This is a genomic window from Aureimonas sp. Leaf427 (assembly GCF_001425485.1).
GTDB lineage: Bacteria > Pseudomonadota > Alphaproteobacteria > Rhizobiales > Rhizobiaceae > Plantimonas.
In genome coordinates this window covers 1-13,587 of the sequence record NZ_LMQW01000028.1, presented here as the reverse complement: position 1 = coordinate 13,587, position 13,587 = coordinate 1, and the positions used below count along the sequence as shown (strand labels likewise).

13 protein-coding genes and 1 pseudogene are annotated in these 13,587 nt (G+C 61.4%); 6 read left to right on the top strand and 8 right to left on the bottom strand.

Annotated elements, in window-relative coordinates; all coding sequences use genetic code 11:
• The first annotated feature begins 468 nt into the window (after positions 1 to 468).
• A complete protein-coding gene (locus ASG62_RS15820) occupies positions 469 to 1,449 on the top strand; it encodes an aldo/keto reductase (RefSeq protein WP_056698831.1) in 981 nt (326 codons plus the stop codon).
• A 3-nt stretch (positions 1,450 to 1,452) separates the two neighbouring features.
• On the opposite strand, the gene ASG62_RS15815 is transcribed toward ASG62_RS15820, so the two are convergent.
• From ASG62_RS15815 to ASG62_RS27005, 4 genes are all read right to left on the bottom strand, one after another.
• On the bottom strand, positions 1,453 to 1,938 hold the full coding sequence (locus ASG62_RS15815) for a MucR family transcriptional regulator (RefSeq protein WP_056698828.1): 486 nt from the start codon (positions 1,936 to 1,938) through the stop codon (positions 1,453 to 1,455).
• A gap of 177 nt (positions 1,939 to 2,115) precedes the next feature.
• Positions 2,116 to 2,676, bottom strand: coding sequence for a hypothetical protein (locus ASG62_RS15810; protein ID WP_056698826.1), 561 nt, complete (start codon positions 2,674 to 2,676; stop codon positions 2,116 to 2,118).
• Between the two features lie 99 nt (positions 2,677 to 2,775).
• On the bottom strand, positions 2,776 to 3,027 hold the full coding sequence (locus ASG62_RS15805) for a hypothetical protein (RefSeq protein ID WP_056698822.1): 252 nt from the start codon (positions 3,025 to 3,027) through the stop codon (positions 2,776 to 2,778).
• Positions 3,028 to 3,301: 274 nt separating this feature from the next.
• Positions 3,302 to 3,490 carry a hypothetical protein gene (locus ASG62_RS27005; RefSeq protein WP_162247012.1) on the bottom strand — a complete coding sequence of 63 codons (189 nt, stop codon included), beginning with the start codon at positions 3,488 to 3,490 and terminating at the stop codon, positions 3,302 to 3,304.
• Between the two features lie 312 nt (positions 3,491 to 3,802).
• On the opposite strand from ASG62_RS27005, the gene ASG62_RS27000 reads away from it, so the two are divergent.
• Positions 3,803 to 4,621 carry a hypothetical protein gene (locus tag ASG62_RS27000; RefSeq protein ID WP_156385362.1) on the top strand — a complete coding sequence of 273 codons (819 nt, stop codon included), beginning with the start codon at positions 3,803 to 3,805 and terminating at the stop codon, positions 4,619 to 4,621.
• A gap of 75 nt (positions 4,622 to 4,696) precedes the next feature.
• Positions 4,697 to 5,470 (top strand): EAL domain-containing protein, encoded by a 774-nt coding sequence (locus ASG62_RS25725; protein WP_162246051.1) that lies wholly within the window; start codon positions 4,697 to 4,699, stop codon positions 5,468 to 5,470.
• A gap of 164 nt (positions 5,471 to 5,634) precedes the next feature.
• On the opposite strand, the pseudogene ASG62_RS15790 reads toward ASG62_RS25725, so the two are convergent.
• Both ASG62_RS15790 and ASG62_RS15785 read right to left on the bottom strand, forming a co-directional pair.
• A pseudogene (locus ASG62_RS15790) lies at positions 5,635 to 6,195 on the bottom strand (PAS domain-containing protein); the annotation flags it as partial.
• Between the two features lie 139 nt (positions 6,196 to 6,334).
• Complete coding sequence (locus ASG62_RS15785; RefSeq protein ID WP_244488605.1) at positions 6,335 to 8,707, bottom strand: EAL domain-containing protein; 2,373 nt, start codon at positions 8,705 to 8,707, stop codon at positions 6,335 to 6,337.
• A gap of 427 nt (positions 8,708 to 9,134) precedes the next feature.
• Here ASG62_RS15785 and ligD point away from each other — a divergent pair, with 427 nt between their 5' ends.
• Positions 9,135 to 10,202, top strand: coding sequence for a non-homologous end-joining DNA ligase (gene ligD / locus ASG62_RS15780; protein ID WP_056698811.1), 1,068 nt, complete (start codon positions 9,135 to 9,137; stop codon positions 10,200 to 10,202).
• Between the two features lie 719 nt (positions 10,203 to 10,921).
• Here the strand turns inward: ligD and ASG62_RS15770 are convergent.
• Entirely contained in the window at positions 10,922 to 11,407 is a 486-nt protein-coding gene (locus ASG62_RS15770; protein WP_056698806.1) for a MucR family transcriptional regulator, read from the bottom strand.
• 102 nt (positions 11,408 to 11,509) lie between these two features.
• Positions 11,510 to 11,767 (bottom strand): DUF6894 family protein, encoded by a 258-nt coding sequence (locus tag ASG62_RS15765; protein WP_056698802.1) that lies wholly within the window; start codon positions 11,765 to 11,767, stop codon positions 11,510 to 11,512.
• Positions 11,768 to 12,170: 403 nt separating this feature from the next.
• On the opposite strand from ASG62_RS15765, the gene ASG62_RS15760 reads away from it, so the two are divergent.
• Together ASG62_RS15760 and ASG62_RS15755 are read left to right on the top strand one after the other, a co-directional pair.
• Positions 12,171 to 13,058: an NAD-dependent epimerase/dehydratase family protein gene (locus ASG62_RS15760; protein ID WP_200944757.1), complete on the top strand. Its 888-nt coding sequence runs from the start codon at positions 12,171 to 12,173 to the stop codon at positions 13,056 to 13,058.
• Positions 13,059 to 13,194: 136 nt separating this feature from the next.
• Positions 13,195 to 13,467, top strand: coding sequence for a hypothetical protein (locus ASG62_RS15755; protein ID WP_156382189.1), 273 nt, complete (start codon positions 13,195 to 13,197; stop codon positions 13,465 to 13,467).
• Positions 13,468 to 13,587: the final 120 nt, after the last annotated feature.

Below are 13,587 nucleotides of genomic sequence, written 5' to 3'. Positions count from 1 at the left end.
TCACCGAGCCCTGGTCGAACGGCCAGACCGAAGGGCATGTCAACCGCCTGAAGCTCGTCAAGCGCCAGATGTACGGTCGCGCTAAGCTCGATCTTCTGGAAGCTCGCCTCCTTGGAGCGCCCTGATCGTCATCGAGACTGCGTCAGACCCAAACTTGCACGCCGAATGACAAGTAGCACTGGCGCAAGCGAAAGGCGCCGAGGTCGTCGGCATCTGTTGGTATCCGATCGTCGACAGCCCGCCATGGGATCGTCCCGGCGCCCGCCATCGCTGGTCAACGGTTTGATCCGCGGCGATCAAACCGTTGACCCTGATTTAGCCGCCGCCCTTGCTGAACGGACGGAGCCGAAGGGGCAGCTCGGCTTCGATTTCGACGCCACGGGGTGACGAGGCGAACGACCGCCGGAACTCGTTCCCCCATTCGGCGCGTTCTGGCGAAAGCCGCAACCGGCAGACAGGAACTATCAAATGCAATACGCCAAGCTCGGCCGTACCGGCCTCGACGTCTCCCGCCTTTGCCTCGGCTGCATGAGCTATGGCGAGCCCGATCGAGGAAACCACGCTTGGACGCTCTCGGAGGAGGTAAGCCGCCCCTTCATCCGGAAGGCTCTGGATCTTGGGATCAACTTCTTCGACACGGCCAACGTCTATTCCGACGGATCGAGCGAGGAGATCGTCGGCCGCGCACTGAAGGAATTCGCTACCCGCGATGAGGTTGTGATCGCCACAAAAGTCCATGGCCGCATGCGGCCGGGTGCGAATGGTGGCGGCCTCTCGCGCAAGGCAATCCTGTCGGAGATCGACGCCAGCCTTCGCCGGCTCGGGACCGACTATGTCGATCTCTACCAGATCCATCGCTGGGACTACGAGACGCCGATCGAGGAGACGCTGGAGGCGTTGAACGACGTCGTTCGTGCCGGAAAGGCACGCTACATCGGTGCCTCATCGATGTTCGCTTGGCAGTTCGGGAAGGCTCTCGCCCTGTCAGAGCGGCATGGCTGGGCCCGCTTCGTCAGCATGCAGAACTACGTCAATCTCCTGTATCGTGAGGAGGAACGGGAGATGCTGCAGCTCTGCAAGGCGGAGGGCATTGGCGTCATTCCCTGGAGCCCGCTCGCCCGTGGCCGGCTGACGCGCGAATGGGATGCCACGAGCGCGCGGTCGGAAACGGACGAGTTCGGAAAGAGCCTCTACGCTGCTACGGCCGACGCCGATCGTAAAGTCGTGGAGGCCGTAGCAAAGGTGGCGGCCGATCGAGGTCTACCCCGGGCGCAGATCGCCCTGGCGTGGGTGCTACAGAAGTCGGAGATCACCGCCCCGATCGTTGGTGCCACGAAGTCCCAGCATCTCGACGACGCCGTTGCCGCTCTCGACGTCAAGCTCACGACAGACGAGATCACGGCCCTCGAGGCACCGTATGTGCCGCACGGTGTGGTTGGCTTCTCCTGAAGCCTACTCAGCCGCTTCCCGGACCTTCTTCCCCGAACGGGCCTTGGCCGCCTTTGCCGCGGCCGCCGGGGCGGCGACGGCGGCCTTGCGGCCGAGGCCCATTGATTTAGCCAGCGCCGAGCGAGCCGCGGCATAGTTCGGGGCGACCATCGGATAGTCGGCTGGCAGCTTCCATTTCGCCCGGTACTCCTCCGGCGTCAGATCGTAGTGCGTCCTCAGATGGCGCTTGAGCGACTTGAACTTCTTTCCGTCCTCCAGGCAAACGATATAGTCGTCGGAGACGGACTTCTTCACCGGCACGGCAGGAACAAGCGGCGCCGGCGCCGGCTTGGCCTGCGTTGCGGAAGTCATGCTCGTGAGCGCAGCGAAGACGGACGAAATCAGCGCGGGCAGATCGGCCTCGCTCACACGATTATTGCTGACATACGCCGCAACGATCTCCGCTGTGTGGTCGATCATCGTCGTGTCGGGCGCCTCGTCGAAGCTCATAAAATACTCCCTTGAGTTCAAGCAATTAGATATGAATGACGTGAAGTCATATCAACCCGCAGAACTGGGCTTCATCAATATCGAAGCATTCGAAAATTGGAGTCTTCGTTGTGATCGAGGAAATTTGAAGCGCTTACAACCTAATCTGCTGGCTCAATTCATGTTCGGGCTCGACGTTCACGAAGCTGGCTGTAGGCTGGCGCAATTCGCAGCAGCTTCTGGATACAGCTCCATCTCGATCCGAGAGACCGCATCTTCCTTGGTGCCGCGCTGGATCCAGTTCGTGGCAAGAACCCGCATGGACGGCGATGTCATCTCATTGGCAAGGCACGTGCAGTATGCGGGGCTCGCCGCCTGTGCAACCCGAGCATCCACGTCGCCTTCAGCGTCCGTCTCGGCCTCGGTGTCCATTTCCCCCGCAGCGTCCGCTTCGGTCGTGCTGCTGAGGCAATTGGCCTCCGTGCTGGCGTAAAATCGCCCGTAGGAGCGATGGACACTCGACGTGGCGCCGGCGATCGTCAGAACGATGGCGAGGACAAGGAAGCCGGCGACGGCCTTCTTTCGCCGGCGAGCGAAGAGAACGAGAAGCACGCCGAGAATGGCGATCCCGATCGTGACGCCGGCCGAACCGGCAACGGCGCCGAGCAGCTCACCTTTCCCTGGAGCCTTGAAGATCAGCTCGACGATGAAGGCTCCGACGGTCGCCACCGCGAACAGGATGTAGAGGACTTTTTCCACGTCATCTCCTTGGCGCTACGCGCGCAAAGAGCGACAGAGGCGCCCGGATGGTTGTGGGAAGCTGACGTGCCGAACCGATGCGCGTCGCGGGCCTTCGGTTCAGCTTCCCGCCGCTCGCCACTGCGCCAGGCCCTCCCGGTCGTTCCGGTCGATCGTCGTGTAGCGGACGCGAGTTGCCCGCTCGCCGCACCAGGAACACCGCCACGTCCGGTCCTCGATGTTCTCGCCGGGGCCGATGATGTCGCGGAAGTCGGACGCCCTGAACGTCGCCGTCTTGCCGCAGGCGCAGCGGATCATGATCCCGAGACCCTTCCGCATTCCCTCGGCGAAGTTCTTGATGTCCTGCGGCATGGCTGCGACCCGTTCCTACCTAGTGCACAAAATAGGAACATTGTCGTCGCAGTAAGCGGCGCCCTTGCGATCTTCGGTGGACAGAGTCAGGAAAGCGCGACTATGGGCCAGACCACGAAGCCGACACGCCAGCCCGTCCCGAGCGTGAGGCGATCAACGACCAAGTCGATGAGGCGATCGAGCTGTGCGGCGGTGATGCGCGCTTGGCGGTTAAGGGGCTCATCCTCGGCCAACGGCAGATCAAGGCTGAAGCGGGGAAGACCGTGTCGGCCGGCTACGTGCGCCGGCGGCTGCGTTGAGCAAGCGGCCCACTCAACACGTCGGCCTTTTCCCGGCCGATCGCGACGACCTCCTGCGCAAAGCCCATGCGTTGTGGAAGGCGACGTGCGCGACGATGGCTCAGATGAAGACGCCATCGGACGATTACAGGGCTGCGCGTCATCACCATCAGCGGCGTCGTCACACCTTGCTCCTGCGACTCCAGCTGTCCCTGCGGCTGATCATATCCGAATGGATGTGGCAGATCTTGGTACTGACAATATATATTGTCTTCACACTCGATTTAACTGCTCAGAGAGTGCAGGACTTTGCCTCGGGGGATTTAACGCCACTCATGCCATTTTTGGCTATCCTATTGCAGTGCAACGATATTTATGCCGTTAACACTTAGTAGACCATGAGTTCTCTACAAGTTGAGATATCTGCAACTTGGACGATGTTCTGCGGTTGCTTTCCTGTAAGGGTGTCGCCGACACCCATGCTACAGGAGATAAAAATGTCGAAGTCTCTGACACTTACCTCGATTGCCGCCGTCTGCGTTTCATCCATCCTGTGGATCAATCCTGTTGCGGCGGAAGACAATCGTAGTGGATCTACTGGAGGAGGCTCCAGCGGAGGGGGAATTAGCGCCGGCCTTGGCGCCTCGGTCGGCGGTCTCGGCGTCGGTGTTGGCGCCTCGTTGGGGGGCCGGGGCGGGCTGAGCGCAGGTCTGGGAGCTTCAGTCGGCGGGAGCCAGGGGGTCAGCGCTGGTGCTGGTGCATCCCTTGGCGGCTCGAACGGTATCGGTGCCGGTGCAGGCGCTTCGCTCGGTGGATCGAGCGGCATCGGTGCGGGAGCAAACGCGTCGATCGGCGGCGGTAGCGGCGTCAACGCCGGTGCTGGAGCCAGTCTCGGCGGACGCGACGGGATCAGCACAGGCGTTGGCGCTTCTATCGGGGGACGACGAGGTGTGAACGCAGGGGTGGGTGCCTCCGTTGGCGGACGTGGCGGCATTAAAGCCGGCTTGGGCGCTACGGTCGGCGGAGGTCGCGGCGTTTCGACAGGCGTCGGTGTTTCCATCGGCAGCCCCGGCAAGACCCCTGGGCAGCCCCCCGAAGGCAGCACAACGCCACACCGGCCGGGTGGGGTGGCGACCGGGCAAGTCCCGATCACGCCCGGCATGAACCGCCAGACAGCCGCAGCCGCCGAGCGGTTTAACGACATGAGCCGCAACGAACGCCGGCAGATGCGTCGGCAATGCAACGGCATCCTCAACGATCCCACAAGCTTCGAATGGGGCATGGTGCAGCTGTGCAAGGTGCTGCGGGGAGCGTGATTCCCAACCAACGGCACGATGGGCTCGCCTCTAACGGCGGGCTCATCCCTTCATTCACGGGTCATAGGGAATGCCATGTCACTGCACCTCGTACCTGAACCAACGCGTCTCACAGCCTCCTTCGTGGCCCAAGGCTCAAAGCGTCGACAGATCTCCCAGCTCCTCAAAGACAAGACCTTCCATAGCGTTTATCAGCCGATCATGGAGCTTTGCAGCGGGCGGGTTGTCGGCTTCGAATGCCTTACTCGGTTCGAGGAACTTCCATACCGCTCGCCGGATCGTTGGTTCGGCGATGCCGCAGATGTCGGCCTCGGCGTGGCTCTGGAATTGCAGACATTTAAGGCAGCGCTTCGTGAGTGCGCCGATCTTCCAGCAAGCGCGTTTATCGCCCTGAACGTGTCTCCAGACGCCATTTCGAGCCGATGGATCTCGGCTGTATTGAAAGCTGTCAACCCAAAGCGTGTCGTTCTGGAGCTGACTGAGCATGCTCCAGTCGCCGACTATGGGGCTCTACATGCTGTCCTCGATCCCTTACGAGAGCGTGGTGTTCGTCTCGCCATCGATGATGTCGGAGCTGGTTATGCCAACCTGCAGCATATTTTGGAGCTTCGCCCTGATATCCTGAAGCTCGATGTCAGTCTGACCCGCGATGTCGATATTTGCCCTGCACGTCGGACGCTGATGGGCGGCCTTGTCAATTTCGCTCTAACTCTCGGAAGCGAAGTTCTCGCAGAAGGTGTGGAAACACCAGACCAGCTCAAAGCGCTCAGAGCGCTTGGGATCGACATGGTGCAAGGGTATTTGATCGGTCGGCCGGAGGAGGCGTCCCAGTACAACATCGGAGTATGACGCTGCGACAGCAGATCACCCAGGGTTGCCTCGTTTTTATCTTCAGAGGATCGGGCTTTTTACCGTCGCCTACGCGACCTCACGCCGTAGGGGGCCATCTGCAATGCCAAGAGGAGCCGTCCAGGCTCACCTTCGATCCGTACCACCAAATTCCGGGATCACACACTGGCCGCGAAAGCAGGCTCGACGAACATCGAATGATGCTGGCCCACGATCTCGTCGAGACCATAGCCAAGTGCGTCTAGGAAGTTCTGATTGGCGTGAAGGATGTTGCCCGCCGTGTCGAACTCGATCATGGCCTGAGCCCGAGTGATGGCTGCGATCTTCCCGGCATCGGTGATGGAAACGGTCTTGGCCTCCGTGATGTCGGATGCGAACTTCACGACCTTGATGACGCGGCCGCTCCGATCGAACACGGGATTGTAAGACGCCTGGATCCACACCTCCCGGCCATTCTTACCAAGGCGCTTGAACTCGTCCGAGATAAACTCTCCGCCCCCCAGCCGGTCCCAAAACTGCTGGTAGCTTTTGGAGGAGGCATAGACCGGCTCAGCGAACATCGAGTGGTGTTTGCCAATGACCTCCGATAGCTCGTAGCCCATCGTACGGAGAAAGTTCTCGTTCGCCATGAGGATCTGGCCGTTCGGATCGAACTGGATCATCGCCATGGAGCGGTTCATCGCCGCCACCAAACGAACCGCATCTTTCTGGGCTGGAGAGAACATGGAGAAGCCTTTAGTGCCTAACAAAGAATGCTTGCGTCCCTATAAGCTCAGAAGCTTAATATAAGAGAAATGACGGGTTCGGTGTCAATGAGATGTCAACTATTTGATCACCCCGCCTTATCATTATGCCGGCGCTTTCTTAGAGAAACGCTCGTAGGCTGACATGGGTTTTGATAAGCATTCGAGCTGACGCTGCATCCATTGGTCGGCCGAGCAAATAGCCTTGGCCTGTACCGCAGCCGAGTGTCTCGATCCTGCCGAGTTGCTCTGCCGTTTCGATGCCTTCTGCCGTCGTCTCGATCGCCAGTTCCCGCGCCATGCCAATGATGGCACGAACCACGGCCGCGGCGCCGGCCTCCTCGTCTGCGCTCTGTCCGACACCGCTGACGAAGCTTCGGTCGATCTTGATGCGATCGACCTTGAACTCCCTCAAATGGGCCAGCGAAGAGTAACCCGTCCCGAAATCGTCCATTGCGAGCCGGATGCCGAGAGCCCGGAACCCGGTTAACATCGCGGCGATCTGTCCCCCGTTGTCGACCATCGCAGTTTCGGTCAGTTCGATCTCCACCTGCCGCGGGGAGAGGCCGTATTCGACTATGGCACGATGAAGATGTGTCAGGATGGCGGGCGATCGCAGCTGAACGGCCGAGACGTTGACGGAGACATAGAGGTCCTTGGGCCATGCGGCGGCTTCCCGAAGGGCCTCGTCCAAGACCCAGGCGCCGATCCGGTCGATGGCGCCGCTGACCTCGGCGGCCGGAATGAAGAGGGCAGGGGAGATCATCCCGCGCGTCGGGTGACGCCAACGTACCAGCGCCTCAAAGCCGGACAGATGCCGATCGGGAAGCGCGTAGAGCGGCTGATAGTGCAGCTCGAGCTGGCCTCGTTCCACGGCCAGGGCGAGATCGTCCTGGAAGGATTGCCGTTCGGCGGCCTCTTCGAACATGCCGTCCCGATAAAACTCGACCCGTCCGCGACCGTCGTTCTTGGCCTTGTAGAGCGCGAGGTCGGCGCGGCGCTGAACCGTCGAGGCGTCGTCCGTTGCCAGGATCGATGCGACGCCGACGCTGCATCCAATGCGGACGATGTTCACCCCGACCACGAACGGCACGGCCAGCGCTTCCACGATCCGGTTCGCAAGGTCGTCCGCCCGGTGCGGAGCGATCGGTAGGAGCACCGCGAACTCGTCGCCTCCCAGACGAAAGGCTAGGTCTTCGGACGATAGCGTCGTGCGCAGCCGCGTAGCGACTTGCACGAGAAGATGGTCGCCTGATGAATGGCCGAACTTATCATTGACCGCCTTGAAGCCATCGAGGTCGATCATCAGGAGATCGAAGGCGCGCGTCCCGCCCGCCTCTTCGATCGTGTCGGTGAAGAGCCGGCGGTTGGCCAGTCCCGTCAGGGCGTCATGATACGCCATGTGGGTGATCTTCCTCTGGCTGGCGCGCGCCTCGGTCACGTCCTCGTAGGTGAGCACGGCATTGCCGCTCGGAAGCGGCCGGCAGACCACACTGATGAAGCGCCCGTCGTCGAACTCCTGCTCCAGCCGGGTAGTCTCCGGTTTGGCGAACCACAAGGCGTGATTCTTGACGACGCGGTCGGTGCGGTCGCGATCCCAGCCCGACCTTTCGCCGATGTTGGCGATGAACGTGGCGAGAGGCATCTCCGTCTGGATCTGGTGGGGGGCGAGCTTGAAGATGTCGCCGACCCGTTCATTGAAGAGGGTGATGCGCCCAGCGGCCGAGACCGCGACGAGACCGTTCGACATGTTGGACATGGCTTCGGCGGCATCGGCACGCGACCGGTCGTCGATCATGCCGCTGGCGAACCCGGCCCCGATGATGACAAGCGCGACGGCGGCCACGGCAAGGGCGAGAGCGCGAAGGGCTGCCGGATTGGAAAAGGCCCCCTCAACCGCCATCGGCTCGACGCGGAACGCCGTCATTCCCGTGAAGTGCAGCGCGACGATCGCCGTCACTAACAGCGCCGTGCCAAGATGGGTGTGGCGCGCTGAATGGGGCCTGCGGATGACGAGGAGAGACGCCGCGGTCAGGCTGCAGGAGACGACGATCGACGCGGAGAGATAGGAGAGATCCCAGCTCACGATCCCCTCGACGCGATACCCCATCATTCCCGTGTAGTGCATCACGACGATGGAAAGGCCGACGACCGCGCCGCCAATCAAGGACGCCGTGCGCCCACCAGCTGAGGCGATGACGAAGCCGATGCCGGCTCCCACCATGGCGACGAGGAGCGAAACGATCGTCAGGACGGGGTCGAACCCGACTGGAGTGCCGGGATCGTAGCCAAGGATCGCGATGAAGTGGGTGCACCAGATGGACGCGCCCGTGATGAGGGCGGTGAGGACGAACCAGGCTCCCGTTTCCGGCCACCGCGTATTGGCCGCACGCTTGAACAGACGAACCGTTGCCCAGGAGCCGGCCACGCAGACGAGAGCCGCCAGAGCGATCAGCCACGGATTATGGCCCTTGGCGATACAGGACAGGATCATCATCATGGAAGGCAGTTCCGCTGGGATTGCGGGCTATTCTCGATGACGACACGTTGAAAGAGTTTTAAGTGTCGACTAGCCTAAATGTCGCGGCTGCTACCCTTCGTAGGCGCTCCGCTTCTTGCGGGCAGCCTCGAGCCCGAATTCCTGCAATGTCGAACATGGCTTCGCGCCTGCCAGACTTCCGGAGCTTCACGCCCGGCCCCTCGCCGTTCTCGGCAATGAAAATGACGCCGGCGTCGCCGCCGCGCGTCGTGCACTGCGGCGTCTCGTTTTTCAGCCGGTTTACAAGCCCATTCGGCTTATCCTAATGAGCTTGAGGAGCGTCCCCGGACGCGACGAACGACGACTGATCACTAGCGTTCAGGATCGTTCATTATTCTAGCACTCACACGGCGCTTTAACGAAGCTGTGCGGCAATGGCCGCATGGCGAAGAGACCAGCATCCACAGATCGGCAACCGATCGCCCTCCGGCACAAAGCCGAGGCGCCGGTCAAGAGCCCGGCACCCGTCCCGCGCGATGCCCGGCAGCCGCAGCTCCCCTTCGACCGGATGCCGGACCGCGTCGAGCCATGTTTGGCGCTTCTGACGGCAAAGCCGCCAGCGGGACGGGATTGGGCGTTCGAGATCAAATGGGATGGCTACCGCCTTGCGATCCATGTCGACGGCGCCGGGGTGCGGATCCTGACGCGAGGCGGCCATGATTGGACAAGCCGCTTCCCAGCCATCGCAGCTGCTGCCAAAGCTCTCGACGTCTCATCGATGATCCTGGACGGAGAAGCCGTCGTGCTCGACGAGCAAGGCCGATCCGACTTCAGCGCTCTGCAACGATCGCTTGGCGGCCGTGGCGGGAAGAAGAGCTCCAATAAAGCGATCCTCTACGCCTTCGATCTCCTCTACCTGGACGGGATCGACACGGCGGGCTTGGCCTTGTGGGAACGGCGTCAGCTGCTTGAGGATCTCCTTAAGGGCGAAGCCGGTTCGATCCGCCTGTCGGAGGAGGTCGATGCCGATGGTGACGTGCTCCTGAACGCCGCACGCGAGCACGGGCTTGAGGGCATCATTGCCAAGCATCGGGATCGGCCATATCGATCCGGCCGACGCGGCGACTGGCTGAAGATCAAATGCGTCCAGAGCGAGACCTTCGCCATCGTCGGCTATGAGCCCTCGACGGCAACGGCAGGCTCGATCGGCAGCCTTCTCTTAGCGGCTCGATCGGATGCCGAATTCGTTTTCGTTGGCGCGGTCGGAACCGGCTTCACCGATCAAAGCGCCCGCGATCTGAAAGTGCAGCTTGATGCGATCAAGACGGCGAAGTCCGTTGTCACGGCCCCCGGCAAACGACACGTCTTCGTGCGCCCGGATCTCGTCGCGGAGATCGAGTTCCGCGGTTGGACGGGCGACGGAAAGCTTCGCCACGCGTCGTTCAAAGGGCTGCGCGATGAGGCCGATCAAGCCGAGGTCATGGAAATCGCCGGCAGCCAGAAGGTATAGACGTCCGCAATTTGTTTCCCACACATCCGCCATGGGCTTTCGGGGAGGAAGACAGGCGGCGAGATTAAGCGTCCGACGCTGACGTCATTGCCTCTAAAACTGTTTCGAAACCTGCAGGCATCCCGTAGGTGTTCTCTTCTAATAGGAGCGCGACCTGGAGGGCTAACGATCATGTCCGCGCTGAAACTGTCCGTGTTCACCTTAGCCATGAGCATGACGGCGATCCCAATTGCGGGAGCCACAGAGTCTGGCCCCCTTAGAAATACGCCATCGAAGATCCGCGAGGCGACCGCCGTCGATCGACCGTATGAACGAGCTTCATCCCCGACGCAGATCGGGGTTGTGGAGATGACGAACCTCGCCTCCGCGCCAGCATCCACTCCTCAGACCACGCTCCGCGGTCGCGAAACGGCTTCCTCTTGTGTCTCGACGAAATCGGTCATCTGCATCAAGGACGGCAAGAGGATCCCTGGCGGGTTCAAAATGGGCAACTAGAAGGCTTGATGCCGCTGGCGGATCTCTAAGTCAGCGCAACGGGAGCCAAGCACCACGGGCGCCGGGACCGGCCACTCGGCCGTGATACGGGACGGAGCGCCCCGCCAACGGCCAAGTATGGCGGGGCGCTCCGTTGTGCCGCCATAGTCCGCCGGCGGGCGCATGGTGGCAGGGTCGCCTTTTCTGAACCGTGCCACGTGCCGTCGTCCCGACGAGTTGGACCGTTATTCGGCTGCTTCGGCAACCTTCCGCGACGAGCGAGCCTTGGCCGCTTTCGCCGCGGCGGCCGGAGCCGCGACCGCTGCCTTGCGGCCGAGACCGATCGACTTCGCCAGCGCCGAGCGCTTTGCGGCGTAGGCAGGAGCGACCATCGGATAATCCGACGGCAGCTTCCACTTGGCGCGGTAATTGTCGGGCGTCAGATCGTAATGCGTCATCAGGTGACGCTTCAGCGATTTGAACTTCTTCCCGTCCTCCAGACAGGTGATGTAGTCGTCCGAGACGGACTTCTTCACCGGCACGGCAGGAATGAGCGGCGCCGGTTCTGGCTCGGCCTGCGTCGCGGAAGCTGTGCTCGTCAGCGCAGCGAAGACGGACGTGATCAGAGCAGGCAGATCGACGGCGGCAATAATGTTGTTGCTGACATAGGCCGCAACGATCTCGGTCGTGTAGTCGATCATGGGGGCGTCGCCGGTTTCGTCGAAGTTCATGCTGAGGTCCCATTCAAATGGTGTCGAGAGTGGATTGTCGGTCACCCTTATACCTAGGAGCATAACTATTTGAAATAAGCTAAGGCCAGTTATTGCAAAAATTTAGCTTCGATCGTCGTGCATTGCTTCGTCAAGAAGATCAGCAATCGAAAGACGGTGCACGACGCGTCCGCTGATGTCGGCAACTTCCACGATCGATCCAGGATACATTGGCGCACGTTGCCGTATGCGATCCGAAATCATGCACCGGATGCCGTCGTCAGACGCCAGAATAGCGGCCTTGTCATCAGGATATTCGAATGTGTCGGTGGGATCGTCGACGATCCGATCGCCGTCAAGATAGCGGAAGCGGTAGAGCATCTCAGTGTCGCCGTTTGTTCATCCGGCGTCAGATGTGGCGTTCGGTCGGAGGGTTTCTAGAACCGCCTCACGCAATCGCGAATGGAACTCCGTCAGCGATGATCACCGAGCATCTCGAGCGGCTGGCCGCCACTGCGCCAGACCCTCCCGGTCGTTCCAATCGATCGTCGTGTAGCGGACGCGGGTGGCCCGTTCGCCGCACCAGGAGCACCGCCACGTCCGGTCCTCGATGTTTTCGCCGGGGCCGATGATGTCGCGGAAATCGGACGCCCTGAATGTCGCTCCTCTGTCGTTGTGTCTCTGCGTTGTGAATGCGGAACTGAGCAGCGTTGAGCGCCTTCTCATAGACGATGCCGCGGACCTTCTGTGCCGCCCGCTTAATGAACAGAGGCCTGTCACCATTATGAGCAAGCGAATTGTGTTCACCGGTGGATCCGGCAAGGCCGGCCGCCACGCGGTGCGATATCTGGTCGATCAGGGCCACTCCGTCCTCAACGTAGACCTCGCCCCGACGGACGTTCCCGGCGTGAACACGCTCTATGCCGACATCGCTGACAGCGGGCAGATGTTCAACGCGCTTTCGACCCATTTCGGCTTCGATGGCTACGAGATCGGCCGCCTGCCGGCTGCGCCCGATGCGGTGGTGCATTTCGCCGCCGTCCCGCGCGTGCTTATCAAGCCAGACAACGAGACCTTCCGCATCAACACGATCGGCACCTACAACGTCATCGAGGCGGCGGTGAAGCTCGGTGTCAAAAAAATCGTCGTCGCCTCCTCGGAAACGACCTACGGCGTCTGCTTCGCGGAAGGCGACAAGGATTTCCACTCCTTCCCGTTGGAGGAGGACTACGACAGCGATCCGATGGATAGCTACGGGCTGTCGAAGCTTCTCAATGAAAAGACTGCCCGCGCCTTCGCCATGCGATCGGGCATCGACATCTACGCGCTGCGGATCGGCAACGTGATCGAGCCCCACGAGTACGGCATGTTTCCCGGCTTCGTCGCTGACCCGATGTCGCGCAAGCGCAACGCCTGGAGCTACATCGACGCGCGCGATCTCGGCCAAATGGTGCATCGCTGCGTTGAGACCGACGGTTTAGGCTTCCAAATCTTCAACGCAACGAACGACACGATCACTGCAGACATGCCAACGGTGGAATTTCTGTTGAGATACTGCCCCAATGTGCCAGTGACGCGCGAGATGGGTACGAACGAGGCGCCTCTTTCCAACCGCAAGATCTGCAAGATGCTGGGTTTCGTGGAAGAACACGACTGGCGCAAGTACGTCTGAGTTCCACCTGCGTGTGCCGGCAGCTGCATTGAGAAAGAGGCCCACTCGACACGTCGGCCTTTTCCCGGCCGATCGCGACGACCACCTGCGCAAGGCCCATGCGCTTTGGAAGGCGACGTGCGCGACGATGGCGCACATGAACACGGCGTCGGACGGCTATAGGGCAGCCCAGACGCTTGCCTTCGGCCTTGTGGACTTCGCCAAGCGCATCAGCGGCGGCGAGGCGGACTTCGCCGCTGGCCTCGCCTCGACGCGCTCCACGGGACCGCAGTCGTGGTTTCGAACGGCAGGCGACTATGAGGCGGCCGTCGACGAGGCGATTGCCGTCTGCGGCGGGGATCCGCGCGCCGCGATCCGCAGCTTGATCGTCATGACGGAGTTTCTGGAGGCGGAGGCGGAAAGTTCCTAAGACTTCGGGTTCTGTTTAATCGTACGCATCCGATGAAGACCGCGGCGTTTGCGTGGTTTGCATGATAAGTTTGCGAGCATGGATATCGATGAGGAGAAGATCGACGCCGCTGTTCTGGCG

Bases quoted from the DNA above. Each gene is read 5' to 3' on its own strand.
- ASG62_RS15820 (WP_056698831.1), top strand. From the start codon at position 469: ATGCAATACGCCAAGCTCGGCCGTACCGGCCTCGACGTCTCCCGCCTT.
- ASG62_RS15815 (WP_056698828.1), bottom strand. From the start codon at position 1,938: ATGAGCTTCGACGAGGCGCCCGACACGACGATGATCGACCACACAGCG.
- ASG62_RS15805 (WP_056698822.1), bottom strand. From the start codon at position 3,027: ATGCCGCAGGACATCAAGAACTTCGCCGAGGGAATGCGGAAGGGTCTC.
- ASG62_RS27000 (WP_156385362.1), top strand. From the start codon at position 3,803: ATGTCGAAGTCTCTGACACTTACCTCGATTGCCGCCGTCTGCGTTTCA.
- ASG62_RS25725 (WP_162246051.1), top strand. From the start codon at position 4,697: ATGTCACTGCACCTCGTACCTGAACCAACGCGTCTCACAGCCTCCTTC.
- ASG62_RS15785 (WP_244488605.1), bottom strand. From the start codon at position 8,707: ATGATCCTGTCCTGTATCGCCAAGGGCCATAATCCGTGGCTGATCGCT.
- ligD (WP_056698811.1), top strand. From the start codon at position 9,135: ATGGCGAAGAGACCAGCATCCACAGATCGGCAACCGATCGCCCTCCGG.
- ASG62_RS15770 (WP_056698806.1), bottom strand. From the start codon at position 11,407: ATGAACTTCGACGAAACCGGCGACGCCCCCATGATCGACTACACGACC.
- ASG62_RS15765 (WP_056698802.1), bottom strand. From the start codon at position 11,767: ATGCTCTACCGCTTCCGCTATCTTGACGGCGATCGGATCGTCGACGAT.
- ASG62_RS15760 (WP_200944757.1), top strand. From the start codon at position 12,171: ATGAGCAAGCGAATTGTGTTCACCGGTGGATCCGGCAAGGCCGGCCGC.
- ASG62_RS15755 (WP_156382189.1), top strand. From the start codon at position 13,195: ATGAACACGGCGTCGGACGGCTATAGGGCAGCCCAGACGCTTGCCTTC.